Below are 26684 nucleotides of genomic sequence, written 5' to 3' on the forward strand. Positions count from 1 at the left end.
TGGTTAGCCAGGATAGCGTCTCTGATCACCTGATCACCTCATCAGCGCTCAGCAAAGCGCTGCCCGCAAGGCTGGCCAGCTGACAAAACTCACGCTGACACCGATTGCTGCATACGCTATTTCAAGAGTAAACCTGGTAATGTCAGGCGACACGCCTTACAGATATCTTGTACTCAAAACAATGATAGTCGCCATGAATACTAACAAATATCTGTGACTTTGGAAGAAATACATAAAAAAGAGACACTATTCCCCTCTGCGGCCCGACACTGGCCCCTTCTGCTTTCTGACATGTGCAGCAACAGGCTGATTCAATCCAGCCCGGTCTTGCCAGTAGCCCAATAAGCCTTGGACTGCCGCCGTGAAGCAGCTACACCGTGGTGCTTTAACAAGCGCTGCATGCACTGGATAGTAGCAGCTTTGCCTGTCAGCACAATGTCAGCACCTGGGTGTTCTTGCAGCAAGGCTGCCATGTGCTCTTCCAGTGTGGTGAAATGCGCATCGCTGCCAAGACGGGCGACCAGTTGGGCTCCACCCATGTTTAGCCGATCAATAACGGCCATCGCATCAGCGGGTACAGACACTTCGAACAGCATTTGCATGGCCGGAGCAGAGACTTGGCTGGATAATGCCACCGCCAATCCCAATGATGTTTCATCCCCAAAAAACAGGACACCTGCTTGTGGATGCGCCAACCTGACCGACTTGCGTGGTCCAAAGAAAACGCATTCATCACCCGGGCGTGCGGCACGCGCCCATTGCACACCTGGGCTGTCAGAATGCAGATAGACCAGGATGCGGGTGCGGCCAGACTTGGCATCCCAGTCCATGGGCGTATAGGTGCGCTGCACCCATCCACCAAACTGTATCTGTATCTTGTCACCGGGCGTCCAGGCAAGATCGAGCAAGGCATCGCCAGCAAGAGTAATGATGCGAAAGGCCGGACCAAGTTCTTCTATCTCAACGATCTTTGCCCTGTGCGTGAACATCTTGAGCATCATCGACTCAAACATGCCTGCAGATTTTTTTGTTGTAGATATAGTCGTGTCACTCATTTTACAAACCCTGCATAGTCATTGAGATTGAAGGGCTGCACCAATTGCCCAAAGTCTGGTGGAGCGCTGGAAATTCCAGCTTCGTCTGTTTCGCCTGGCTCCACAGATTCGCCAGATATCGAATCCATCTCAATATTGGTTTCACGCGCCACCTCCTGATTGCGCAACACATAATCGCGCAATTGCTGTTCATAGGCTGCCAGACCCGCAATCAGTGCATCTTTATGCGCGGCAAGCTCACCAGCGAGCACATAGGCACCCACCATCGCCACCGTCGTGCCTTGCCCCGAAGCCAGGGCAATGCTATAAGCTGCATCGCCAACCAATACGACACGCCCGTTTGACCAGCTGTCCATGCAAATCTGGCTGGTGGAATCAAAGTGAAAATCTTCTGCGCGCATCATATGGTCCACAATCTGGGGCAGTACCCATCCGGCACGAGCAACACGCTCAGCCACTATTTGCTTTTGTGTCGCGATGTCACGGTAATCATAATCAAGCGGCTCGGCAGAACTGAAGCCCACATATGCTCTTACATCAGCATCCTTGCGCAAACCCATTAGCATGGCACCGACACCAGCAGCCTCATCGTTAAAAAATACTTCCCAATGCTCAAGTCCCGGAAAATTGGGCATGCCAAATGTCGCGACATACCAGTCACCAAGGCGATGCATGAAATCTTCTTCAGGGCCAAATGCGAGTTTCCTTACCCCTGAATGCAAGCCATCTGCACCGATCAGCAAATCAAAACGGCGTGGCGCAACATTGGCGAAGGCAACATCGACCCCACTCTCATCCTGGGTAATGGAGGTGATCCTGTCATCAAACAAAAATTCGACCTTTTCATCCACCGCTTCATACAATATTTTGCACAGGTCATCACGCAGGATTTCAATATCAGGGCTGTCAAAACTGCCACCTGTGAGCGTGCGTTCAGTGTTGCGGTAAATTTCCTGTCCCGCCGCATCTACCGACGACATCCCGGTCAGTCTGGTACGGTGTTCCTGCAGGGCTTCCAGTATCCCCATGCGATCGGCAACTTCCAGTGCCGGCCCGCGTACATCAAGTGCCTGGCCGCCCGGACGCAAATAAGGAGCACGCTCCACCACAGTCAGCTTGAAGCCATAACGTGCAAGCCAGTAAGCAGTGCAGAGCCCGGCCACGCTGGCGCCGGAAATGAGAATATGAATTTCTTTGTCATTGTTCACCATGGGTATTGCGCTTTCTTAAATCCGCTGTATTGAAATCTGCCGGTCAAGCCCTGTAATTACATATGCAAGGCATATTGCTATTGACGGATGACAAAACCAAATATTGTGAAAGACTGCCAAAAGAAAAATCAGCTTCTGAGCAAAGAGGCAGCCCTTTCCAGCAGCCTAATCACATCCAAGGCTCGCGGCGTCTTGATACAAGCTGGCGAAATCGATCTTGATTTATACAGTCAGACTGTATATAATTTTTTAACCCCATCACCTGTAACAGGAGAATTTATGACAGGCACAGTATCCGGCGGTGTACGCACTGTCCTTCGCCTGGAAGGCGTATGCGTACTTTTGAGCAGTCTGATTGCTTACTCAGAATTCGGTGCAGGCTGGGGTGTGTTTGCCCTGTTCTTCCTGGCACCCGACTTATCGCTACTTGCTTACCTGGCTGGCCCCAGAGCAGGCGCACTGATATACAACACTGCACACTCATACGCTGGCGCCACGTTGATACTGGCGTCCGGGATTTTCTTTTCTGCGCCGCTGGCAATCACTGCCGGCTTGATATGGATATCGCATATAGGTTTTGACCGGGCCCTGGGTTACGGCTTGAAGTATTCAATCGGTTTCCGCTTTACCCATCTGGGAGTCATTGGACGAGACCCGGACAACTCTCAGATAAAGACGAAATGAGATTGCTGACAGTGGCAAACGGTTTTTTTCAGACGTATTTCATGCAAGAGTAAATAATGCAAAGACGTGCATTCATGGGGCACTTCACGACTTTTCTTGTTGTCCCAAATTGCTTACTGACGGGTAAGGCGGTCGCCGCCAGCAATATCTCACCGCCCCACACACAAAATATAAACATCAACTATTTACCATCAGATCACATGGATAATCATGCCAGTAAGGAAGTCGTAAAACGCTTCAACAAGGAAATCATAGAAGAAGGAAACCGTGCGTCTTTCGAAGCGCTCATGGATACCCGCTTCATCAATCATTCAGCCCCACCCGGCACTGCAAATGACGCCGAGGGCATGTGGAACACATTCCAGCACATACTCAGGCCAGCACTGAGCGACTTGCAGGTGCAGATACATGACCAATTGTGCGAGGGTGAAAAAGTCACCACAAGAAAAAGCATTACTGGAAAACACACTGGAACCCTGCTGGGTATTGCTGCCACTGGCAAATCCATTTCCATAGACGTCATCGACATCGTCCATATCCAAGATGGCCGCTACCTTGAGCACTGGGGCATCAATACACTGAGCGCAGTACTCGCACAGTTACGCGCAGACTAATCAACCCTACATGAGCAGCAATGATGCCGCTTGTTCGCACCCTGTGAAACTTGGCGAAACCAGCAATATGCGCCATCATCGCACCAGGAGGAAACCAGCTTTGAAAAGAACAATCGTCACTGACAGCAACCATGAGAACGATCATGAAAGCGTGCAAGCCCTGGCAGAAAATTTGCGCGACACCATAGGCAAATTCGTCCGCGCCGTCCGCAGCCAGACGGGAACGCCGACTACTGCCCAGGGAGAAACACTGGCCTTCCTGGAGCGCAATGGGCCTGCCAGCATTGCCACCCTGGCAGAGAACCGGGGTGTAAAACATCAAAGCATGCGCCTGGTCATTGCCAAGCTCGAAGAAAACAGCCTGATTACTCAGACTCCAGATCCCAAAGATGGCCGCAGCCAACTCATCACCCTGACCAGAAAAGGCAAGGCAGAAAATGCCGCTGCCCGCAAGGCCCGCACACTCTGGCTAAGCGAGGTATTATCTACACGCATGAGTGCCCGTGAACGGGCGCTTCTGGGCGAAGCACTGCCCATATTGCAAAAGATCACGAAACTCGATTAAGCTCTATTTCCATTGCCTGCGCCGGGACGGTTTTGATGTTCAATCTTTACTGGTGATACTCAAACTTTCCATGCGCCCTGCAATCGACATCAACAGATTTTGCATCAGTCTGTTGGATCAACGATTGCAAATATCGACATACATTGATGCTTACCAGCGACGCAGCACTTTGAATATGCCATGTTCCACATCCACAGCGAGTAATTGCCCGCCACTGCTGCCGTAGTGTTGGCCCGAGTGAAAACTTATTGCACCAAATCCAGGAACAGTAAAATCTCTAAGCTGGTTCAGTTGTTGCAGCAGTTCTGCGTGACCAAGCTGGCGACCACTGCGTTTAAGTGTCTCTATCAATACCATACCTGCTGCGCAGGCCGCATCGCTATAGGCAGTGGGCAGATCAAACACCGGGCTGCTGGTACGCCATGGTAACAGCAGACGCAGGCGGGCTGCTTGTACGGGTGGTAGTTGCAGGCTGGCGGGACCTATGTGAATGGCGCTCGCATATACCAAACCTTCACCAGTGGCGGCAAGTACTTCACGCAAGTTGGCGGCGCTACCCATATAAATCACTGCTTCGCCGGGCTGGCGAACCTTGGCAGACCATATTTGTTCACGCAGTGACTGGTGATTTACCCGCGCTTGCTGTCGCAACTCTTTGAGCAATACATGCAAGGCGGGATCATTGCCCTGATCATAGATCAGGGTTAGCTGTTGTGTCGCTCTATTGCTGCTGGCTACGCCACGAGCATACAGTGCAGCCTGTGCCAGCAAAGCGCTGACTTGTTCACGCATTGATGGCAAGAGATGGAAGCTGTCTTGTGCAAGCGTGTCAGAAAAACTGGCAAGACCTGGTACAGGCAAGGAGCCGATGACTGCCAGCCTGTTCACTTCAATCGTGGAACTGGACGCGGCCTGCACGCCGCTTTGCAAGCTGGCGACCTCGACAAATACCTGGTCAGGTGCTGGATTGACAAACAGTTCCAGTTTGCGCCCATATACGCCATTAGGGACCTGATCAAAAGCCTTGGTCAAACCTGCTTGTATGGCAGCACCATAGACATTATCAGGCAAAGAGATACCAACACGCAGTGCGGTATCAGTAAGGCCGGGCGTGTCCTTGCCGATGACACTCAGGTACGCGAGCATATCATCGAGGCCTGCGGCATCGATGTGATAACGGGGCATGAGTGGATGCAAGAGCTGGCCATTGCCACCCACTCCTTCAAGCAAGGCGCGTTGCAGATGCTGGCGGTCTGGCTTGCCTGCCAGAGGTGGGGCTTGCAAGCCGCCCTCTTCTTTGCCCTGGCCCAGGTTGCCGTGACAGCGCACGCAAGCGGCCTGACCGTTCCAGCCCTTGTGGTACATGACCTGGCCGCGTTGCCAGGCCTGATCGTCAGCGGCGTTGGCAATGCCAGCACAGAACATCCACAGCAAAACACCAAGCGCAGCGCAAGACCTTGCCATCATCGTACAGGCAACAGCTTTCCTACGGCTAGGGCAATATCTTCTGGCCTGGCAGTCGCATAGATTTTTTTCCAGTCACCGGTCTGTACATTGCCAGCCAATAAAATGCCGCTGTGGGCATCTTTGTCTTCGCCACTGCCACCGAGTTTTTTAGCGACCGCGCTGATATTCTCTGCGCTGCCGGTCAAGAATAACCAACCGGGGCGCACTTTGAATTTGCTGGCAAAATCCTTCAATACCTGTGGGGTATCCGTGTCAGGATCGACGGTGATGCTGACCATTTGCACGCGTGGGTCCAGCAAGGGCTGTACCTTTGCCAGATTGGCGGTCATGGGTGAACAGATGCCTGGGCAGGTCGTGAAGATGAAATTGATGAGTACGACCTTGTCTTTCATGACATCATCAAAAAAGTGCACGGTTTTGCCATCTTGCGTTTGCAGGGGCAAATTGGGGAAGTAGCGGCTATTGGCTGACTGCATGGCAGGGTCAGGCCCGGCTACCTGTTCTATCGTAGTCTGGATCAGTTTGGCCTCGGGCATGCTGGCGAGTTGTTGCCAGGCCTGTTTTTTTTCATTGATGACCAACACCAGGCCACTGTGATTGCTGATGTCGCCAACACCGGCATTAAGGGAGCGTAATAATTTATCGACGACGGATTTATTACCCGTCAAAAACTGCCAGCCAGGGCCGGCCTCAAATTGTCTGGCAAAGGCTTTCAGACGTGGCGGCTGGTCGGTATTCGGGTCTATGCTGATGGAGATGAAAACCACATCGCGCCCTACCCGCGTGCCCAGGTCACGCTGCACCTGGCGCAAGGTGGCGGTCTGGGTGGGGCAGATCATGGTGCAGGAAGTAAAGATAAAATTGACGACCGCTGTCTTGCCTTGCACCAGGTCACGATAGAAGGCGACGTTCTTGCCATCCTGATTTACCAGTTGGGCTTCAGGTATGGGACGCATGGCGGCTTGCGCAGATGGCATTGCCACGAACAGGCACATCATGAATAGCAGCGCTTTGTTTGACATCTTCGACAACTTCAACATCTTCAACACCTGTTTGATGACTTGCTTCATATTAAATCCCACAGTAAGTCTTTATTTCACCGTCAGCACCAGTCGTGCCGACTGATTCCAGCTCATGCCCAGCGACGCTGCCTGAAAATAGACATAGTAATGTCCGCTGACGGGCGGCGCAAAGCTAATGGCATAGTCACCGTTTTTTTGTTCATGCGCGTCGACTTGCAGTTGTGTTCCCGTCGTATTGAAAAGCAGTACCTGCAAATCAGGAATGCCTGTCTGGGTCTGGCCGCTGATTGCATCGCGGATAGCGAATTGCAAATTCTGGTTTTCACCTTTGCTCAAGGTGGGCGTGGTGCCAGCCAGTGTCACGGCATAACGCGTTGCAGGTGGTTTGGACGGATCAGCCTGCACCGTGATCGGAAAACAATGCAGCATCCTGGGTGAGTCAAGATAAAACACGACCTGGTAATTGCCAGCCTTGGGCAAACGGGCGCTGGCCTGGTACAGACCGGGCTGGCGTTCTTGCAAGCTGTGGTCCAGCACCAGCACGGCACGTGGTTCATGTCCGTAATTGCGGAAGCTGCCTGCGGGTGCACTCATGCCTTCCTGATAGTAATAGATGGTACGGTCAGCCGGGTTGGCCAGCAAAGCAGCTGCGCCATTTGGCACCATGACCGTGGTGTCTGCCAGACTACCTGTGCTGCGCCCCAGGTCCGGGGCTTTTTGACCATAGCTGACAGATGCCAGCGCCAGTGGCTGCCCGGCCTGTATATTATGCGCAATCGCATCCAGCGGTACCAGTTGCATGATTTCGCTGTGACGTCGCCTTATATAGGCCATGCGATCAGAAAACGTGACCTGGTCTGGCCCGTGCGCAATGTCTGCACCCTGCACGATCTGGTTGGTGGCAGTATCGAGCAAATCGAGTTTGTTTTTTTGCGGATTGAGGATAAAGCCATAGCGGCCATCAGGCGTAAAACGGATAGTCGAGATACCCGGCAAAGCCTTGATGCTGGCTATCTGCCTGCCTGTCGTATCAAGGGCAATCACCTGGCCATCAGCTTCATGTACGACATACAGCAGTTGCGCCTTGGATGACCATGCCATGGCGACAGGTTTGCTGCCGCTGGCGATATCAGTAGTTTTTTTAAGGCTGCCTGCATCAATGAGGCTGATGTTGTTGTCTGCGGCATTGCTGACGAATGCACTCTTGCCATCGTCACTGAAGGCGATGGCGTGACTGCCCTGCCCTGTCTTGATGTTTGCCAGCAGTTGCCCACTTGAGGCGGACAATACCGTCACACCATCATCCGTTAATACCCACACTTGCTGCGCACCGGGGCGCAAAGCCATCTGGCCGGGATGACCGGGCACGGGCACATGGGTTCTGACTTGCCAGTTGCGGGTATCGACCAGCGCCACTTCATGCACCTGTGGCTGGCTGACCCAGAGATTTTGCTCAGGCGTCAGCAACCAATCCTGCCCTACGCCTTTCAGTATCACCATGGTCAGCAGTTTGGAACCACCAAAGCCGGTTTGCGGATTAATGACGGAGATGGAATTATCTTCATTCAGTGCCAGCACATAATAAGCATTCAAACTCAGTGCGGGCGCATGCAGCAAATCGCCACCGATAAAGGTGGCGACCTTGCGGCGGCAGGCTTGCTCGCTGTTTTCGTCTGCCTTGTTTTGCGCATCGACCCAGGCAATAGGCCGTGCATTACGGATGGGATTGGCACTCGCGGCATCGCGCAGGCTCAGCGTAAAACGGGCTTCTACACCTTCCTGCATGGACTGCGACATGTCCAGTTGCAAGGAGACGCCATCCTTGATTACCTGATTTGGTGTGGCGATAATTTCTGGTACCGGTGCGGCAATGGTACTACCTGCAAAAACAACTACATGCGTGCTCGCCAGCGTAGTCGCCAGCACCAGCCCAAGAAGGGCTTGATGCCAGCGATTGCGTGCACAGACAGGCTTGTCAAATATCGCGTACGCCATCAACGCTTCCGTCGTTCAAATTTTTGCAGCGGTATTGCAGGTGGTACGGCTTGTTTGTCTATCGACTCTATCGCATTATTGCTCGCTGTCAGGGTAGCTGCTGCCGATCTGTGTTGTGCCAGTCCACCAAAAGAAGAACGCACTTCCAGCAGGGTCGGCGCTACTGCATTGGCATTGGTCTTGAATTGCCAGCGGCCTGACTGATCAACTACGGCCTTGCCCAGTTCTTTGCCGTCCGCCACGATGGTTACAGAGTCAGCCTGCTCCCATTGCACACTGCCGGGGCGCACGGTGACACTGCCTGTCACCTCCAAAATCCCCTCGACGGACACAGCCTGGTCAATGACGACGACATCGGCAAACACTTCCTGCACTGCCGTTACTGCCTTTGCAGTTGCACCAGCTACAGCAGGACTGACGCGAAAAACACCCCAGCCACCGGTGCTATATTGGCCAGCAGGCCAACTGCGGTACAGGTAATCGCCAGGCACTGCAAATGCACCACCGGCTTTATCGACGACCACATCAAAATGTGATGTCGTACCATAGCCTGACTGCGTTCCCGTAGCTAAGGATGCCGGGTTACTGGCTATCCTCGTCGAGTTATCGGCATAAGGTTCAAACTGCCATTGATGCCCGGTCAACTCAAACACATTCTGGTTATCCGCCAGCCCCAGCGGGCCAAACAGGCGGAAGCGCACTGGCGTGCCTGCATTGGCGCGGAAGACCGGTGTTTGCGGATCACCATTGACTTGGGTATTCGATACCTCAGCCGTGGTGTCGATGGCAGAAAGATTGGGGTTGACCTCGGTACCATAGCGATAAAAGAAAGGCTCGGTACGGTAGTTGACCGCCATCAACGGCGATTTAAGCTGATACAGTGAATTGCCCTTATATTGCATGGCGATATCAGTTTGCATGAAGACCGCAAAATCGCGGAAAGGCTTGCCCACCGCAGGCGACACCGTGCTGGAAACATGCGTGCCTGGATCATCTTGCCATTTCGCGCCCAGCGGCTCGATGATCATGCCACCAAACAGGCCATGGTAAGCCTGCATCAGCGGGTCAGCCGGTGCCAGGTTGAGCGCACCAAATTCTACCGGTGTGGCGCGGGTGACGCCATTGTCGTTTTGCAGGGTGCCGGCATACCAGGTGTAGATGATGGATGGCGGCGTGCCTGTGCAAGGCGCAGGGTTGCAGGCGGCCACGGTTTGTACCGGATTGATGCCGACGTTCATGCCATCTGCATTGCTGACATCCATCGCCAGCAATTGCGGGTGCAAGCCTGCCTGGGTCGAAGGCAGCAGCTTGATGTTGGCATAGGCATCAGTAAAGCCCAGCGTTGGCCTTGAAGCAGATTCAGGCGTGGTAAATACTGCGGCCCTGGCATTGACCCGGTTGGTCAGTTGCAGCCGTATGACATCACCAGCAGCAGCACGCAGGGCCAGCGGTTCGATATTGAGCCCGGCTTTCAAAGTGCCATTCGAGTTCAGGTCCTGGTCTTGTACATAGATGATGGCATTGGGGTCGTTCAGGGTGTCACTGGAGAATCTGCCATGCGTCAGCCTGGCACCGCGGCTGTTGTAGAGCAGCGGGCTATTGGTACCCAGCAGTTGTTGTATGGTCGTTGCCGATACCTTGAACTGGCGCACGCAAGGGCCACGCGCCGTGCAATCAGTGGGCAGATTGGGCATGGTGGTAGCCACCGGTCTGATACTGGAATTGCCAGGCAAAGGTGAGAGCCATGACACCTGGTTGTTATAACTGCGCATCAGGCTCCAGGCACCGCTGACATTGCCATCATAGGCATTGCTGGCGTTGACCAGATAATCCAGCGATTGCGCCTTGCCGGTTTGCGGGATGGTGAACAGGCTTTCAAAATGCTCGGACAAGCCCATGGTCTGGCTGCCGCGATAGCCAGAGTTGGTGTTGAAGGGTTCGAACAGCCATTTATTGCCATTCACGGTGACGGTATGGTTACCTACCAGCGCACCATCAATGAGACGCAATTGCACGGGGTCATTTTCATAGACATGCAAGATAGGCGTGAAAGGATCAGTGCCACCCATCTGCGCACTGAGAGGCTGCCTTGGGAAGCTAAAGCAATTATTCGTAGCAGTTTTTACGCAACGCGGATTGATGTTGCTACCGCCCGCAGGCTGCACGTTCAGTTGTGCATCATTACGCAGTGTCGATGAATAAGCGCGCGCCAGGTCAGTGCCGGAATTAACGGCACTATTAGCGGATGCCACCCGCAAAGCCAGCGATTCATTACGGTAATTGAGTACCGATACACCGACACCAAAACCACCAATGATACTGGGCGTGGTCGATGGTGGAATTGGTGGATTGGTTGGATTGCTGAGTGCAACTGGCAAGCAGCCAACGCAGTTGATGCCATTGAGCGGATCTGCCCAGCCAGTGTAAGTACCATTCACACTGCGCTTGCAACCGCTATATATCGGGTCTTGACCCGGATAGCAATCAAAGCTGGTGCGGCTGGCTGGCAGGTAGGCAAATTGGGAGTCAGCCACCGCCAGACCAAATTCACGGTAGGCCTTGCCCTGGCGCGGCAAGATGTTTGCCGCATAGCTGGTAGGGCCGCCATCGCTGCGGTTGCCAAAAAAGGTTTTGCCATCTGCCGAAGTCCAGCGCGAGTCTGTCGGTTCTACCACCAGCCCTGCGTACAAGCCCACCATCTGATGGGTGGAAGGGCCAAAATGGTCATGCGTGAAAACGGTCAGCAGGGTGCGGTCAGCTTTTTGTTTATCCATCACCGGATCTACCCACCAGCGCTGCACCGTGGCCTGCGCGCCCACCCACTGCATGCTGCCGGGTGTAGGGCCATTGCCAAAGGTGGCGATGGCTTTGGGGGTCAGCCTGACTTGCCTGCCATTCACCGCAATACCGCCAGCCTGGTTAATGCCATTGATGCGGGCGCGAACTTCGTCCGGGCTGAAGGTGCCGTCTTCATAATTGAAACCGTTGGCTGCGCCGTCAGAGGCAAGCACATCAAACTTCACGAGGTGGATATGCTGACCTATGATGTCAGTCGGTGTGCGCACCTGGAAATCATCAAGCTCATAATAACTGGGCACAAGATTGGTGTGCCAGTACTCAACCACATCATTGCTGTTGGCGCGGAAGAACAGGGGTTCTGGCGGTTTGTCGCCATTCAATATCGGTTTCACATCCTGCCACAAGGCCAGTATGCGTTGCTGCGGGAAGTGCCAGCCTTTTTTGTTGAGCACAACGTCAGTCTGCATCGCAGCACCCTTGTAGATGCGCACCGGCGGCGTGACGCTGGCACCTCTGGCAGGGTTGGCAAACGGCGCACCAGGCGCGCGCTGCAAACCATTCATGGCGAACTGCGCGGGGCTGCCATCTGGCAACCTGGTAGCGACGGATTTTTGTTCATGCATGCTCATCGCCGCCTGTTCGGTGGCAGTGCCCTGCTCTGGCAATTCTATCGCGTTGATGCGTCCCATTTCTTTGGTAAAGTCAGTCTGCGTGTATTTATCAATAGAAATCGTGCCGCCGGTAATCAGATGGCGTGGCAAGCCGCCATTCAGGGCCACCCCATTTTCCACCGCAAAATCATTTGGTGGATGCGGTGCACGGTGCCCCGCGACACCTGGGACAAAGAAGGGATAACCAGGGTTGCCCGCGCCAGTCACTTTAACTTGGCCTTTATCAATATGCACTGCCGCCGGCAATGGTGCCATGGCACGGGTTGGCAAGGGCACCAGGCCAGGGATGGGTGTACCAGCCAGTATCTCGGCGTCCGGCAACGCCCGTGAACCAACCCTGGGCTTGCCATCGCTACCTAGCGGCGTGCCCAGCTCCAGCACATCATGCACACGGAACAGCGCCCACATGCCGCTGGCAAAATGCGGATAGAAATGGCAATGGAAGATAGAATCACCCGGCGTCAGATTGCGGTTGCCGCTGCCCTCATAGACCAGGTCCATGGTATAGGACGATCCCGGCCCTATGGTCTGGCTATCAAGATAACTGCTGGTATCACTGTCCGGTGAATACAACCACTGATGCGCATGGTGGTGATGCACATGGAAGATGCCCTGCCCCGCATGCAAGACACGGAAGCGCGCACGGTCACCCTGGTAGGTGTGATACACATTTGACGGGTCATCCGGATAGAAAGCCTTGGTCGCCTTGGGCGGTGTGCAAGGCTGGGGCGAGCAGGTCAGGTTGGCAGGATTATCCACCACCATGGCAGGGTCACCACCAGCCCAGGAGCTCAGGAAAAATTCTTCAAATTTACACTCAGGGCAATCAGCAGTCGGCCCGACCTTGAGCCTGTTCGCGAGAATTTCTGCAGAAATACCTGCCGAACCATAGTTGATGGAAAACGCATCACTGGCACCACTGAGTACATTAGTTTGATCGGCCAGTTGTGGAAATGCCTGCACCAGCGTGAACGACTCGTGGTACATCACCGTCACTTCGCGGTAAGGTGATTCTGGATTCGGATAAGATGGATTACGCGTGCCGCTGAACGTGAAGGGGCCATGATTGGGCCCGGTGATGATAGCCGTCAAATCGCTGTGGACGATATTATTCCTGGCATCCAGCATCTTCAACACTGGCTTGCCGCTACCAGGTATCAAGGCATCATAATTGATCACAGGGTAGCCAGTCGCACTGGTACCCGATGCCTGCTGCATCTCGGCCTGCGTGACCTGGCTGCGATACCATTCCGAGCCGCGTGGCTGCACATTGACAGAACCAAACAAGCCATACGTCAGTTGCTCTTGCCCTGCCATGCTGTACAGCAAAAAGCTGCCCTCTTGCGCCGCATACAAACGATAGATCATGGCCCTGCCAGGGGCGATGATGCCACTGTCATTGCCTGAGGGCGAAACCGCGTTATTGCCAACAAAGCTGCCATCATCCTTGATGGATGAGACAGCCTCCATGCCCGCCACATGGACAGACGCGTTTTTTGTCACCGGATTGGGATTAACATTGGCGGGTTTAAGCCAGTTCTGGAAATTGACCACCAGGCAGTCACCCACATTTGCCCGCAAAACCATGGGCCGCGGCCGCTTGCCTGGCCGCAATTGCGCATTGCCCGGCCCCGCTACGCTACCGCTGACAGCAACCACATCCCCCCGCAGCGCAAACACCATGCCGCCCGGTTGCGACGTACCCAGACGGTTAATCATCATGGCCTGGTCTATCGCCACCACATCCGCCGTGACGACGCGTTCACAACGCCCAGCAGCCAGAATATCCGGCGCAGTCTGGGCTTGAGCCTGAGCGGCGAGCATGAGTAATATGGGGGCGAGACTACCGCCTATCATAGAAAGGAATTTCATCTCGGTTCCATTTCAAGAAAGTTGGGGTGCGATAAACCTGGAAGCAGTCTGGCAGAGCCGCCAGCTGTTTATATTTTTGATTGTTTTTTTTACAATTTCAACTTCACTATACTCTAATTTCTTAGGTTTTTAACAATCAGTGGAAATATTTTAATTGCGACCGGATTGTCGTTGTGTTTTTAACACAAATCCATCAGCGCGAGATGTCAAACTTGCCTGAAAACTGGTCACAAATGTGCCAGCCCTGAATACCATCTAGTAAAACCACTTCAGCAAGTTCTGGCCTTACTCATCAAGCGACGCAGGACTGAGCGCTAAACAAGAGTCGCCATGGATATAAATCATCTGGCAAAACGAAACAAACTTATGAACAAATCGATGATGTGTATCCCATGCTGCAGGGAAAATACCCGGCGTGATTTCATTCCCTTCGAAGCCATTCGGATTCAAACGGAAATGGCGCATTGGATAGCATGTGGAGCAAGCAAAAAAAGAAAAAGTCCCTGGTTACCCAGAGGCTTTTTCAGTATTGCTGGCAGAGATGGTGGAATACAGAGACCTTGTAAATCATAGCTAATGGCCGCGCTGAAATGATGGAAGCCATCCACAAAGTGGCCTCCAAAGTAGATGGCCTATTTGACAAACTCGACAAGAAAGTTGACAAGACATGAGCGACAACAATACACAAGATAAAAGCGTCAGCGAAGAACTCGCACTGCTGCGCAAGATTGACAAAAAAGTTGATGGCATAGACCGCCAGATGGCGGGCATGCGCAAGCAGGCCATCATTTATGGTGCGGCTGCAGGTGGCCTTTCCGGCGCAATCGTGGCATCCGGCATCATGGCCTCTAAGATCAAGTTAGGACTGTAACTGATGGCTCATCCCCCAGAAACCCGCGATAAAGTCCGCCGCGCCTATGTATTTGACCGCCTGTCCCTGGAAGTAGCAGCAATGAAATGTGGTGTCAGCTAAGGTACAGCCAGCCGCTGGAAAACACAGGCCGCAGAAGCTGGCGACGACTGGGAACGGGCGCAGGCCGCGCAACTGATGGCAGGTGGCAACATTGAAGACATAGGCCGCCAGATGCTGGCCGGACTGGTGACCCAGTACCAGGCCAGTATGGTCGAGTTGCAAAATAACAGTGATATTGCCCCGGCGACCAAAGTACAGCTACTGGCGAGCCTGACTGATGCCTTTAACAAGACCATCGCCGCATCGAAACGGATCATGCCAGAAACTTCGGAGCTGGCCACGGCAATGGAAGTTGTACAGAAGTTGGCCGCGTTCATCCGCCAGCGCTACCCGCAGCATGCCAGTGCTTTCACGGAATTGCTAGAGCCATTCGGTGATGTTTTGGTCAAGGAATACGGTTAGAAACCATGGACTACAAATTTCAAGACATCAAACTGCTGGATGAGGCTTCCGGGAATCTTCGACTGCGGAAACAATATCCTCCCAAACATCTGGGCACTGCATATCCGGCGGAATTGATGAAGCGACTTGGTTTAAGAACATTGAGAAATCTTCCGACAGCACACCAGGAGGAGCATGATAAATCAACGCCATTACTGCGCAGCGCAAAACCCATTCCCGATTCGTTAGTTTCGTTAAAAGCGAGTGGTATGAAGCGTGCTGGCCTTCTAAGCGTTCGATTCGTGCAAGCAATTCGTCGTTACTTGTAGTCATAGAGGGTGCCTTTTATGTCAATGAGAGTTGGGGAACTTGCATTGTACCTAATTGTCATCCTCGCCTTACCAAAAGCATAATAGATGGAGCAAACTAACCAAAAAAGAATTCCTAAGTCAGGTCGCCGAGCTAGCCGCAGGCATGCGGCTAGCCATTGAATCAGAGTGCGATGGTTTCAACCCTGAGCCAGAAAAGATACAAGAACGGCGTTTCCAAGCCCTTGGGTCTTTTCGTTTTTTTGCGCAGACCTATTTCCCGCACTACGTTAAACATTCCCCGGCGACGGTGCATGAATACCTTTTTGACCGTTTCCAGGAGGTCGTGGATAACCAGATCGGTGGATTGCCACTGGAAGACTTACGCCAGGTCATGGCTCAGGGCTTAACGCTCTTAAGGCCAATAGAAAAACTTTGTTGTAATTGCTTTCTACAAAAAATCAAGTCTATTTTGCAACAAGGGGATGGAGATCGACTTGAGAAGAGTTTGAAGTGCCATAGATGTAGCGGGAAATTGGTATTTCGGCATTACATTGACAACAAATAACTGTAATGAAAACGGGCCGCCGCGAGGCGGTTTTTTTAATGGGCTACACGGGTATTGATTTTGAACTATACCCAAATTTCAAATATTCAAAATCATGTGCAAACTTATTCAAAGTCTTGCGCGGCCTTACAAATTCATTGATTACAAAAGGAAAAAGGGGTTAAATCATATTTGATTTAACCCCTTCTTACGTGTTACTGGCGGAGATGGTGAGATTCGAACTCACGATTCAGGTTACCCCAAATGCTTCCTTAGCAGGGAAGTGCCTTCGGCCACTCGGCCACATCTCCACACTATTGCAGCCGCTAGAAACTCAGCTGTAATTGAGACCGTGATAATAGCTGCTTGTATGACTTTGGTCAACAGTCAGGCCAGAAAAAATTTTAAGCGCTTTCCAGACCGAATGCTTTATGCAGGGAGCGGACCGCCAGTTCCATGTATTTTTCATCAATCAGGACCGATATCTTGATTTCTGAAGTGGAGATCATCTGGATATTGATGCTCTCTTCTGACAAGGTGCGGAACATCTGGGAAGCGATACCAACGTGGCTGCGCATGCCTACGCCAACGACCGAGACCTTGGAGACCTTGGAGTCACCGACAATGCTGCCAGCGCCGATATGGGCCTTGACGCTGTTTTCCAGCACGTCCATGGCCTTGGTGTATTCGCCGCGTGGTACGGTGAAGGTAAAGTCGGTCTTGCCTTCGACAGACTGGTTCTGGATGATCATATCGACTTCGATATTGGCATCAGCAACCGGGCCCAGGATTTGATAGGCGATGCCTGGTCTGTCTGGTACACCCAGGACGGTGATTTTTGCTTCATCACGGTTAAACGCGATGCCGGTGATGGTAGCTTGTTCCATGTGTGTATCTTCCTCAAACGAAATCAGAGTGCCGGAATTCGCTTCTTCTTCCAGCGGTATTAATGGGTCGGTCAATGATGAGAGAACGCGGGTAGGCATGCGGTAGTTACCGGCAAATTCGACGGAGCGGATTTGCAGGACTTTGGAACCCAGCGATGCCATTTCCAGCATTTCTTCAAAGGTAACGGTATTCAGGCGACGCGCATCAGATACCACGCGCGGATCGGTCGTATAGACACCATCGACGTCAGTATAAATCAGGCATTCTTGCGCCTTGAGTGCTGCGGCAACAGCCACGGCAGACGTATCAGAGCCGCCACGACCCAGGGTCGTGATATTGCCCAGTTCATCGACACCCTGGAAGCCGGTGATGATGACGATCTTGCCGGCATCGAGATCAGCCTTGACCTTGGCTTCATCAATCGAGGCGATCCTGGCCTTGGTATGGGCAGAATCGGTCTTGATGGCAACTTGCCAGCCTGCATAGGACACGGCTTGTTTGCCTATCGCCTGCAGGGCAATGGCCAGCAAACCGACTGAGACTTGTTCGCCGGTAGAGGCAATCATGTCAAGTTCACGGGGATCAGGCTGGGCAGAAATTTCTTTTGCCAGGCCGATGATACGATTTGTTTCACCAGACATTGCTGAAGGCACCACGACTATCTGGTGACCGGCATCATGCCATTTGGCGACGCGCTTGGCGACGTTCTTGATGCGTTCTGTCGAACCCATCGAAGTACCGCCGTATTTGTGGACGATTAAAGCCATAGATATAGAAACTGAGATAGAAACTGAGATAGAAGACCAAAGGGTGAAAAATGCGGAAAATCAGCCTCTTACTGTACATGTTGCTCTGCAAAATAACAAGGCACTTGTCAGCAGAAAATCAGAAGAAACACTTGCTCAGCAATTGCCAAAAGCAAATTTTCTACAGAAGCGTGGTTATTAAGGCATGGGATTTGCAAGGAAATGGGATCTGCCAGGCTTAAGCTGGCCCTGGAATTTGCGGCTGTTTTTTGGAGGCGGCAGGGACAATAGAAATAATTATATAAAATATTCCAATTTTTCTATTTTGAATCAATCACTTACGCCAACATACCCCTGCCAGTATATTGATTTTATAGTATGCCGAGCAATTGTCAGCCTTATGCAGATCGCAAATTACTTATTCACATATCGATATAAGAATTCGATTGATCTGCATTCGTCAACCGGGCTTAAGTTGCTCACTTTCTTTACTTACTTTTTAGCATAATTGGAAAACAGGCGACGCCAGCCTTCATGACCAAGCTCACGCATGGTTTCCATATTCTTTTCATAGATTTGCTCGGCTTCTGGGAAGGCTTCTACCGCCTTGTCTATGCTTTCTTCGCGCAACAGATGCAGCGTTGGGTATGGCGAGCGATTGGTATAGTTTTCTATATCGTCCTGCTCGGTATCGGCAAACTGATAGTCAGGGTGAAAGCTGGCAACCTGCAGGATGCCGTCGAGTTCCATTTCTTCCAGCATGCCATCGGCGACATCCAGAAAATCATTGAAGTCCAGAAAATCGTTCAATGCCAGTGGGTGGATCAGCAAGGTGGTTTCTATTTTCTCGGGATTGGCTTCGGCCAGTAATTCGAGTTCACGCTCCAGGTCTTCCAGCAAGGCTTCTGGCGTCTTCGCTTCACTGACGACATAGCGCACCTGCTGCTTGACCTGCACAGCCTTGGCAAAAGGACAGAGATTCAAACCGATGACGGCTTTGTCCAGCCAGGCTGCGGTCGCGGAAATAACGTCGTCGGAATTGATGAGGTGACTGGGCATGATATGCATAAAAGACAGGGAAGGCCCGAGGATACCATGCCAGATTTTCAGGTGCGTGACATCCGTCAATTTTGCATCGTATTTACGAGCCTTCAGTGCTTATGCATTACCTTGCGCGGTACTACCCTGCCCTGCAATCTGTTTATCTCGCCTCACCAGCAATCGCCTTATAGCTGACAGCACCCAGCACAGCACCAACGATAGGTGCAAGCCAGAACAGCCACAATTGCTGCAAAGCCCAGCCGCCAACATAGATGGCCACGCCTGTACTACGTGCAGGATTGACCGAGGTATTGGTGACAGGAATGCTGATCAGATGTATCAGCGTCAAACCCAGGCCAATAGCGATAGGTGCAAAACCTTGTGGTGCGCGGCTGTCGGTCGCGCCAAGGATGATGACCAGAAACATCATCGTCATGACAACCTCAGTCACCAGAGCAGCCACCATGGAATAACCGCCAGGCGAGTGTTCAGCAAAACCGTTGGACGCAAAACCACCAGACACGTCAAAACCTGCTTTGCCACTGGCAATCAGGTACAAGACACCACCGGCAACGATACCGCCCAATACCTGGGCGACGATGTAAGGCAGCAATTTGTTGGCAGGAAAACGGCCACCTGCCCACAAGCCGATAGAGACTGCGGGATTAAGATGACAGCCAGAGATATGGCCTATAGCAAAAGCCATGGTCAGCACAGTCAAACCAAAAGCCAGCGACACGCCGTGCAAGCCTATGCCCACACCAGGGAAAGCCGCTGCCAGCACCGCACTGCCGCAGCCGCCAAGTACCAGCCAGAATGTTCCCAAAAATTCAGCACCATATTGTTTCATTTTTTCACTCACTTTTCTAAGGTATGGGTTGCCCGGTTTTCCATGCGGCAGGATTAAAAATCTTGCCCGCATAGTGAGGAACAATATAACAAACTTACATTGCCATATTGTTAAATATTTATGATGAATTATTAATTTTTCGAGAAATCAACTGATTAATTAAACATGTTTTTCAAACATTGAAATATGTCTGAAAAAAACCCCAAAAAAAGACGAAAAAAAAGCGAGCTAAATTCGAGCTCGCTTTTTCACTTCTATGGCATTTACAAAGGCCTACTACCTGTTCAAGTCAAAATTCATAGATGACTTAAAGTTTGGCTTTAATGCGTAAGCTGACAAGCCACCGCGTGCCAGCCAATGCTTGCCTGCAACATTAAATTTCTTCGTACAAAGGCAAAGTCAGGAATTCTGCAAAATCTTCAGAAGTAGACATCTCTTCAAAGATTTGCGCCGCGCGGTCATAAGTAGCACCCGTACCAGCCACTTCTTTGACCTTGGTCAACTCTTCCGGGATCATCGCGCGTACCATGTCGGCAGTGACTTTGCGGCCATCTTCCAGGTTGCCTTTGGCAGAACGTATCCATTGCCAGACTTGTGAACGGCTGATTTCTGCAGTTGCAGCATCTTCCATGAGGTTATGGATAGGGACGCAGCCATTGCCAGCCAGCCATGCGCCGAGGTAATGGATGCCGACGTTGATGTTGTAACGCAAGCCCGCCTCAGTGATCGGTGTTTCTGGCTGAAAGTTCAGCAAGTCTTTGGCACTGACTTCGATATCAGGGCGCTGTTTGGAAATCTGGTTAGGTGCGTCGCCCAATACTTTCTTGAACTCTGTCATCGCCAGTTCTACCAGGCCTGGATGCGCTACCCAGCCGCCATCGTAACCATCTGTGGCATCGCGGGCTTTGTCAGTGCGCACGCCACCCATCGCGATATCGTTTTTCTCAGGATCATTCTTGATAGGGATCAGCGCTGCCATACCACCAATAGCTGGTGCATTACGCTTGTGGCAGGTTTTCAGCAACAGCAGCGCATACGAACGCATGAAAGGTGCTGTCATCGTGACCTTGGCGCGGTCTGCCAGGCAGAAGTCTTTGTCGTTCTTGAATTTCTTGATGCAAGAGAAGATGTAATCCCAGCGACCAGCGTTCAGGCCTGAGCTATGCTCGCGCAGCTCATACAAAATCTCATCCATTTCGAATGCGGCAACGATGGTTTCGATCAGTACTGTGGCCTTGATGGTGCCTTGTGCCAGGCCAATTTCATTTTGTGCCATGACGAAGATATCGTTCCACAGGCGTGCTTCCAGATGGGATTCCATCTTGGGCAGATAGAAGTAAGGGCCAGCGCCGCGTGCCAGTTGTTCTTTGGCGTTATGGAACAGGAACAGGGCAAAATCAAAAATGCCGCCAGAGATGCGCTTGCCATCGACGAGCACATGCTTTTCATCGAGATGCCAGCCACGTGGGCGCACGACCAGAGTGGCTATCTTGTCGTTCAGTTTGTAGGACTTGCCATTTTGTTCCAGGCTGATAGTGCGGCGCACGGCGTCGCGCATATTGATCTGGCCTGTGATCTGGTTATCCCAGTTTGGCGTATTGGAATCTTCAAAGTCTGTCATGTAGCTGTCAGCGCCAGAGTTGAAAGCGTTGATGACCATTTTGCGTTCTACCGGGCCGGTGATTTCTACGCGGCGGCATTCCAGTGCTTTAGGAATAGGTGCAATCTTCCAGTCACCTTCGCGGATATGCAGAGTCTCTGGCAAGAAGTCTGGTGTTTCACCGGCATCCAGGCGTTTCGCACGCTCTACGCGGGCAGCCAGCAATTCCTGACGGCGTGGCTCGAAAGCGCGGCTCAGTTTGGCAACCAAAGCCAGGGCTTCCGGTGTCAAAATCTCGGCAAAGCCTGGCTTGATTTCGCCGCTGATTTGCATGCCTTCAGGTAAAGTCAGTTGTGTCATTGTAGTCTCCAAAAATGAATTAAAACGAAATCAGTTGCGGTGTTTTGCGATAAAGGGAATCAGGTCTTGCAGCGTGTGCCCTACACCGTGTGGCGTCACACCCAGTTGTTCCAGCGGTGCGTTTTGCCGGTTGACCCAGAAAGTGGTGTAACCAAACCAGGTAGCACAACAGGCATCCCAGCAATTGCTGGATACAAACAAAATATTTTTTGCTGGCACACCAAATACATCAGGTGCCATTTGATAGGCTTCAGGTGCAGTCTTGAATTTTTTGACGACTTCGACCGACAGCAAATGGTTGAATATGCCCTGCATGCCAGCAGCATCGACAGCCGACTGTAGCATGTGCAGATTACCGTTCGATAAAATCGACATTTTAATGTCTTGTGCCTGCAAGGCTTGCAGGACAGGCAGGTTTTCAGGAAAAGCTTTCAGCCGTGCATACTGACCCATCAGGCTGTTTTGTGCATCCAGCGTCAAATCAAGATCCAGCTTCTGGCAGCAAAATATTAACGCGTCCTGAGTGACTTCCCAGAATGGCTTGTACATGCTGCACATGGTACGCAGGCGGGTGTATTCAATCTGTTTGTCGCGCCACAACTCTGCCAGTGCCCTGCCCTTACCAGGAAAAAGCTTGTCTGCCAGTTCGCTGATGGAATACACATCGAACAGGGTACCGTAGGCATCAAAGGCAATGGCGGAAATGGTCATGGTTTTATTGATTGCGCTGAATGTGAGGCTGGCCTGGATGTGAAAAATTAAATAGCAAACATCATGAAAGCAGTATATTCAATATAAAATACTATAATCATTGAATTTCATCACTACATCTTTTCATTTTAGTTGCAAATGAAGAGTTAACCAGCCAGGCTGCCATGGATCAGTTCAAACAAATCTCCACTTTTGCAGAAGTCGCAACCAGAGGCAGCCTGTCTGCAGCCGCCCGTGCTGAAGGCGTGGCCCCGGCAATGATAGGCCGCCGTCTTGATGCTCTCGAAGAACGCCTGGGTGTCAAACTCTTGCAGCGCACTACCCGCAAGCTGGCATTGACCAATGAGGGTGAAGCCTTCCTGGAGGATTGCCAGCGCATACTGGCTGATCTGCAAGATGCAGAAGGCGCAGTATCTGAACGCAGCGCCCGTGCCAGCGGTACGCTGACGATTTCAGCCCCTGCCGGTTTTGGCCGCCAGCATGTGGCACCACTGATGCCCTCGTTTTTGAGTGAACACCGTGACGTGAAGCTGACGCTGAGCCTGAATGACCGGGTAGTGGATTTGATCGGTGAAGGCATAGACGTGGCGATACGCATCGCCGCGTTGACGGACTCCAACCTCATAGGTGTGAAGCTGGCGGACAACAAGCGTGTGGTAGTCGCCTCACCCGCCTACATCAAACGCCATGGCACACCGCAAACCCTGGATGAACTCAGCAAGCACAATTGCCTGGCTTTCAGCGCTGATGGCAGCCAGCGTGGCTGGACCTTTCGGCAGAACGGTAAAAATGTGACTCTGAAGGTGGAAGGCAATATGGTCTGCAACGATGGAGAAGTCTTGCATGACTGGGCGCTGTCAGGCAAAGGCCTGGCCTGGCGCTCCATGTGGGAGGTGGGAGCAGAAATTGAATCAGGCAAACTGGTGACGGTGCTCGATGAATTCAATGCGCCGGGCAATGATATCTATGCGATCTTTGCCCAACGCCGTCACTTGCCCTTGCGCATACGTGCCTTCATTGATTTTTTACGTCACGCCTATAGCCAGCCGGATTACTGGCAAAAATCCTGAACATGATTTTTGCCATTCAGGTTTGAACCATGAGTGTGGAGAATTAAAACTCTTCCCAATCATCCTGCGCTGCAGAAGCTGCCGGTTTGGCTGTCTTTTTCGGCGTAGCCGCAGTTGCCGCAGGCAGTGATTTGACTGCAGAGCGCTTAGTCACAGGATTATCCCTGATGACAGCTCTTGCAGGGCTAACCACTGCAGGCCTGCTGCTATTGCCGCCCGCATCATTTGCATCAATCTTGAAGATACTCACGGCATTGTTCAGGTTATTTGCCTGGTCACGCATGCTGCTGGCTGCGGCAGCGGCTTGCTCTACCAGCGCAGCATTTTGCTGGGTAGCCTCATCCATCTTGCTTATTGCCAGGCTGACCTGGTTGATACCATCTCTTTGTTCGGCACTGGCAGAAGTGATTTCTGCCATGATATCGGCGACGTTTTTGATAGAGACCACAATCTCGTCCATGGTCTTGCCCGCATCATCGACCAGGCGCGAGCCAACTTCGACCTTATCAACAGAATCACTGATGAGCGCCTTGATTTCCTTGGCGGCGTTGGCCGATCGCTGCGCGAGGTTACGCACTTCAGTCGCTACCACGGCAAACCCACGGCCCTGCTCACCCGCACGTGCGGCCTCTACCGCAGCATTCAAGGCCAGAATATTGGTCTGGAAGGCAATGCCATCAATGACACCGATAATATCGACGATCTTTTTAGAACTGTCCTTGATCGAAGACATGGTGTGCACCACGTCACCGACCACCTGACCACCTTTGCTGGCAACATCCGAAGCACTCGATGCGAGGGTGCTGGCCTGGCGTGCATTATCGGCGTTCTGCTGCACGGTCGAAGTCAGCTCTTCCATGGAGGAAGCAGTTTCTTCAAGGCTGGCAGCCTGCTGCTCAGTGCGGCTGGACAAGTCCATGTTACCAGTCGCGATTTCTTCTGAAGAGACGGCAATAGAGCCGCTTGATTGCCGCACCATGGTGACAGTTTGCATGAGGCTCTGACGCATGTTTTCCAGCGCAGAAACCAGTTGCCCCATTTCATCACGGGATGTTGGTTTAAGTTGCTGGGTCAGGTCACCATTGCCTATCGCTTCAAACTGATCAATTGCCAGCTTCAAGGGGCTGGAAATAGCAGCCAGCAAATAATAAGCCGAGATACATACGGCAACCAGACCACCAATCACACCCAGGATATCAACCCATAAAAAGGTAGTGAATGCAGTCTCGCTGTCTTTTAAAGAATTGGCGGCACCGGTAAATTGATATTCACTGAGCTTGGCCATTTTGTCGGAGTAAGCAGTGAAGGCTGGCGGTACAAGCTTCATATTGATGTTGTCGGCCTCTTCCTTGTTGCCTGCCTTGATGGCGTTGAACATGGGCATGTGCGCAGTCTTGATGTAATTGTCACGCAAGACGGCAACCTCATCAGACAACTTCTTTTCGTCGGCATCTTGCGGCAAGGCCAGGTATTTTTTCCAGTAAGCTTCAGACTGGTTAAAAAAATCCTCTGAACGCTTGAGGGTTTCAGCTGTATCCGGGAATTCGGGATGGGCAATTGCCCTGTCGACCGCAGTGCGGGCTCGCAGGAGAAAAACACGGGATTGCCCCATTGCTTCTACCGACGGCAATTGATTGGAAAAAATCTCCTTGATGACCGCATTGCTGTTGTGAACGCCGTACACTCCCATCAATCCGCCAATGATCAGCATGATTGCCATGAAAGCCATTGCACCTATCAGTCTTAGTCTGATTGTCAGATTGAACATCTTCACTTCCCCCTTTTTTATGTTCCGATTTGGAACCAGAATACAAAAAATTCTTATTAAGAGTATTGATCAGAGACAACATTAACACGGCTAATACAGCTCAAGTATAAATAAAATTGCAAATTTTCGTGAAAGAAAATTTTGTGCTTTTGCAAAAAAAATCCCCGGAGAACCGGGGATTTTTTGAGCAAATCTGGCGTGACACCAGACATCAGCAGACTAACAAATCAGCAATTAGATTGCTTGGATGTTAGAAGCTTGCTTGCCTTTAGGGCCTGTAGTTACTTCGAAAGAAACGCGTTGGTTTTCTTTCAAAGATTTGAAGCCGTTAGATTGGATAGCGGAGAAATGAGCAAACAGATCTTCACCGCCTTCATCTGGAGTGATGAAGCCGAAACCTTTTGAATCATTGAACCATTTAACAATACCTGTTGCCATTACAATTTCCTATTTCAGTTAATGTGGGCATATGCCCGATAGATCGTTTCAACCAAGTAAGAAATGACAGACTGATACTGCACTACCACTTTGAATCTCAACGACTGAACGATTATACGCAGAATTTCAGGGAAAAGTAAAATAAAACACTACACTCTCGATTTATCTTGCAGTTTCAGAGGAGAAAACCGGTTTTTAGACACAAAATCTGTCACAAAACTGTCATATATCCCCGTAATTGCCAAAAAATCGCGCTTAATTAAGCTTGCAGCCAAAATGAGCGGTGCGCTTGTCCAGAAAGGCCGATACACCTTCGGCAAAGTCCGATGTCATCGTGACTGAGGCAAAAGCCTCGATTTCATCATTGACCTGCTGCTCCAGTGAGGTCGCATCTGACTGATAAACCAGGCGCTTCATCCTGGCATAACTTTCTTGCGGGCCACGCAGTAACCTCATTGCCAGCTTTTCTGTGACGTCCTTCAATTGCTCAGGCGGCACAACAAGGTTGATCAGGCCAAAGGCCAGGGCTTCTTCAGCATCAAAATTTTCTGAAAACAATAGCCATTCCAATGCCTTACGGTTGCCAACGAGACGCGGCAGGAACCAGGTATTGCCCACATCCGGGCTGGCACCTATCTTGGCATAAGCCATATTGAAGCGCGTGCCTTTGGCCGCCACCACCAGATCAGCCGCATTCATGGTACCCATGCTGCCACCGGCAACTGCGCCGTGCACAGAGGCAATCACGATGGCTGGCAGCTTATGCAGGCGCAATATCGCCTGGTTCAGCTCGGCACCAATTTCACGTATGGCTTCGGGGGATGCCGGGTCACCGGGCTTGAAGCTGGCGATGTCACCACCCGCACCAAACACCTTGCCCTCAGCACGGATAATAACGACGCGTATGCTTTGGTCTTCTGCCAGCAATTCGGTTAACTGGTTCAGGGCACGAATCTCTGCTGCGCCCATGACGTTCATGCAATCGGGATTATCAAAAATGATGGTAGCCAGTCCATTGGCTTTTTCCAGACGTATGCTCATGCTGCCT

The 26684-nt window shown here is 51.8% G+C and carries 21 protein-coding genes, 1 tRNA gene and 1 pseudogene; 8 read left to right on the forward strand and 15 right to left on the reverse strand.

What is annotated here, in order from left to right:
• Window positions 1-311: 311 nt before the first annotated feature.
• Window positions 312-1055: a siderophore-interacting protein gene (locus ACO0LL_RS08915; RefSeq protein ID WP_422950499.1), complete on the reverse strand. Its 744-nt coding sequence runs from the start codon at window positions 1053-1055 to the stop codon at window positions 312-314.
• Window positions 1052-2266: an FAD-dependent monooxygenase gene (locus ACO0LL_RS08920; RefSeq protein ID WP_422950500.1), complete on the reverse strand. Its 1215-nt coding sequence runs from the start codon at window positions 2264-2266 to the stop codon at window positions 1052-1054. The genes ACO0LL_RS08915 and ACO0LL_RS08920 overlap by 4 nt, the downstream gene beginning before the upstream one ends.
• Before the next feature lie 279 nt (window positions 2267-2545).
• On the opposite strand from ACO0LL_RS08920, the gene ACO0LL_RS08925 reads away from it, so the two are divergent.
• The 3 genes from ACO0LL_RS08925 (at window position 2546) to ACO0LL_RS08935 (ending at window position 4129) form a co-directional block, all read left to right on the forward strand.
• A complete protein-coding gene (locus tag ACO0LL_RS08925; protein WP_422950501.1) occupies window positions 2546-2950 on the forward strand; it encodes a DUF4260 domain-containing protein in 405 nt (134 codons plus the stop codon).
• A gap of 200 nt (window positions 2951-3150) precedes the next feature.
• Window positions 3151-3564: an ester cyclase gene (locus ACO0LL_RS08930; protein WP_422950502.1), complete on the forward strand. Its 414-nt coding sequence runs from the start codon at window positions 3151-3153 to the stop codon at window positions 3562-3564.
• A gap of 100 nt (window positions 3565-3664) precedes the next feature.
• Complete coding sequence (locus ACO0LL_RS08935; RefSeq protein WP_422950503.1) at window positions 3665-4129, forward strand: MarR family winged helix-turn-helix transcriptional regulator; 465 nt, start codon at window positions 3665-3667, stop codon at window positions 4127-4129.
• A gap of 150 nt (window positions 4130-4279) precedes the next feature.
• Here the strand turns inward: ACO0LL_RS08935 and ACO0LL_RS08940 are convergent, their stop codons facing one another.
• Genes ACO0LL_RS08940 through ACO0LL_RS08955 form a run of 4 tightly spaced genes read right to left on the reverse strand, consistent with a single transcriptional unit; the run spans window position 4280 to window position 13955 of the window.
• Window positions 4280-5596, reverse strand: a complete 1317-nt coding sequence (locus ACO0LL_RS08940) for a hypothetical protein (RefSeq protein WP_422950504.1) — start codon at window positions 5594-5596, stop codon at window positions 4280-4282.
• Window positions 5593-6666, reverse strand: a complete 1074-nt coding sequence (locus ACO0LL_RS08945) for an SCO family protein (RefSeq protein ID WP_422950505.1) — start codon at window positions 6664-6666, stop codon at window positions 5593-5595. Before ACO0LL_RS08945 ends, ACO0LL_RS08940 begins: the two co-directional genes overlap by 4 nt.
• A gap of 21 nt (window positions 6667-6687) precedes the next feature.
• Window positions 6688-8613, reverse strand: coding sequence for a YncE family protein (locus tag ACO0LL_RS08950; protein ID WP_422950506.1), 1926 nt, complete (start codon window positions 8611-8613; stop codon window positions 6688-6690).
• The gene (locus ACO0LL_RS08955; protein ID WP_422950507.1) at window positions 8613-13955 is read right to left on the reverse strand and encodes a hypothetical protein; all 5343 of its coding nucleotides are present in this window, start codon (window positions 13953-13955) and stop codon (window positions 8613-8615) included. Before ACO0LL_RS08955 ends, ACO0LL_RS08950 begins: the two co-directional genes overlap by 1 nt.
• Before the next feature lie 667 nt (window positions 13956-14622).
• On the opposite strand from ACO0LL_RS08955, the gene ACO0LL_RS08960 reads away from it, so the two are divergent.
• The 4 genes and pseudogenes from ACO0LL_RS08960 (at window position 14623) to ACO0LL_RS08975 (ending at window position 16185) form a co-directional block, all read left to right on the forward strand.
• Complete coding sequence (locus ACO0LL_RS08960; RefSeq protein ID WP_422950508.1) at window positions 14623-14826, forward strand: hypothetical protein; 204 nt, start codon at window positions 14623-14625, stop codon at window positions 14824-14826.
• A gap of 3 nt (window positions 14827-14829) precedes the next feature.
• Window positions 14830-15330: pseudogene (locus ACO0LL_RS08965) on the forward strand (DUF1804 family protein).
• Window positions 15331-15335: 5 nt separating this feature from the next.
• Window positions 15336-15638 (forward strand): hypothetical protein, encoded by a 303-nt coding sequence (locus ACO0LL_RS08970; RefSeq protein ID WP_422950509.1) that lies wholly within the window; start codon window positions 15336-15338, stop codon window positions 15636-15638.
• A 145-nt stretch (window positions 15639-15783) separates the two neighbouring features.
• Entirely contained in the window at window positions 15784-16185 is a 402-nt protein-coding gene (locus ACO0LL_RS08975) for a hypothetical protein (protein WP_422950510.1), read from the forward strand.
• Between the two features lie 198 nt (window positions 16186-16383).
• On the opposite strand, the gene ACO0LL_RS08980 is transcribed toward ACO0LL_RS08975, so the two are convergent.
• The 6 genes from ACO0LL_RS08980 to ACO0LL_RS09005 all read right to left on the reverse strand — a co-directional run bounded on the left by ACO0LL_RS08980 (window position 16384) and on the right by ACO0LL_RS09005 (window position 22360).
• Window positions 16384-16475: transfer RNA gene (locus ACO0LL_RS08980), tRNA-Ser, on the reverse strand.
• Window positions 16476-16568: 93 nt separating this feature from the next.
• Window positions 16569-17819, reverse strand: coding sequence for an aspartate kinase (locus tag ACO0LL_RS08985; protein ID WP_422950511.1), 1251 nt, complete (start codon window positions 17817-17819; stop codon window positions 16569-16571).
• A gap of 471 nt (window positions 17820-18290) precedes the next feature.
• Entirely contained in the window at window positions 18291-18857 is a 567-nt protein-coding gene (locus ACO0LL_RS08990; protein ID WP_422950512.1) for a DUF1415 domain-containing protein, read from the reverse strand.
• Window positions 18858-18999: 142 nt separating this feature from the next.
• Window positions 19000-19689 carry an aquaporin Z gene (aqpZ, locus tag ACO0LL_RS08995; RefSeq protein WP_422950513.1) on the reverse strand — a complete coding sequence of 230 codons (690 nt, stop codon included), beginning with the start codon at window positions 19687-19689 and terminating at the stop codon, window positions 19000-19002.
• A 373-nt stretch (window positions 19690-20062) separates the two neighbouring features.
• Window positions 20063-21649, reverse strand: coding sequence for a malate synthase A (gene aceB / locus ACO0LL_RS09000; RefSeq protein WP_422950514.1), 1587 nt, complete (start codon window positions 21647-21649; stop codon window positions 20063-20065).
• A gap of 30 nt (window positions 21650-21679) precedes the next feature.
• Window positions 21680-22360, reverse strand: a complete 681-nt coding sequence (locus tag ACO0LL_RS09005) for a haloacid dehalogenase type II (protein ID WP_422950515.1) — start codon at window positions 22358-22360, stop codon at window positions 21680-21682.
• A 164-nt stretch (window positions 22361-22524) separates the two neighbouring features.
• Here ACO0LL_RS09005 and ACO0LL_RS09010 point away from each other — a divergent pair, with 164 nt between their 5' ends.
• Window positions 22525-23430: a LysR family transcriptional regulator gene (locus tag ACO0LL_RS09010; RefSeq protein ID WP_422950516.1), complete on the forward strand. Its 906-nt coding sequence runs from the start codon at window positions 22525-22527 to the stop codon at window positions 23428-23430.
• A 43-nt stretch (window positions 23431-23473) separates the two neighbouring features.
• On the opposite strand, the gene ACO0LL_RS09015 is transcribed toward ACO0LL_RS09010, so the two are convergent.
• From ACO0LL_RS09015 to ACO0LL_RS09025, 3 genes are all read right to left on the reverse strand, one after another.
• Entirely contained in the window at window positions 23474-25198 is a 1725-nt protein-coding gene (locus ACO0LL_RS09015; RefSeq protein WP_422950517.1) for a methyl-accepting chemotaxis protein, read from the reverse strand.
• Window positions 25199-25432: 234 nt separating this feature from the next.
• Entirely contained in the window at window positions 25433-25636 is a 204-nt protein-coding gene (locus ACO0LL_RS09020) for a cold-shock protein (RefSeq protein WP_007878889.1), read from the reverse strand.
• 255 nt (window positions 25637-25891) lie between these two features.
• A complete protein-coding gene (locus ACO0LL_RS09025; protein WP_422950518.1) occupies window positions 25892-26677 on the reverse strand; it encodes an enoyl-CoA hydratase/isomerase family protein in 786 nt (261 codons plus the stop codon).
• Window positions 26678-26684 lie beyond the last annotated feature (7 nt).

The organism is Undibacterium sp. TC4M20W, assembly GCF_049340245.1.
Taxonomy (GTDB): Bacteria; Pseudomonadota; Gammaproteobacteria; order Burkholderiales; family Burkholderiaceae_D; genus Undibacterium.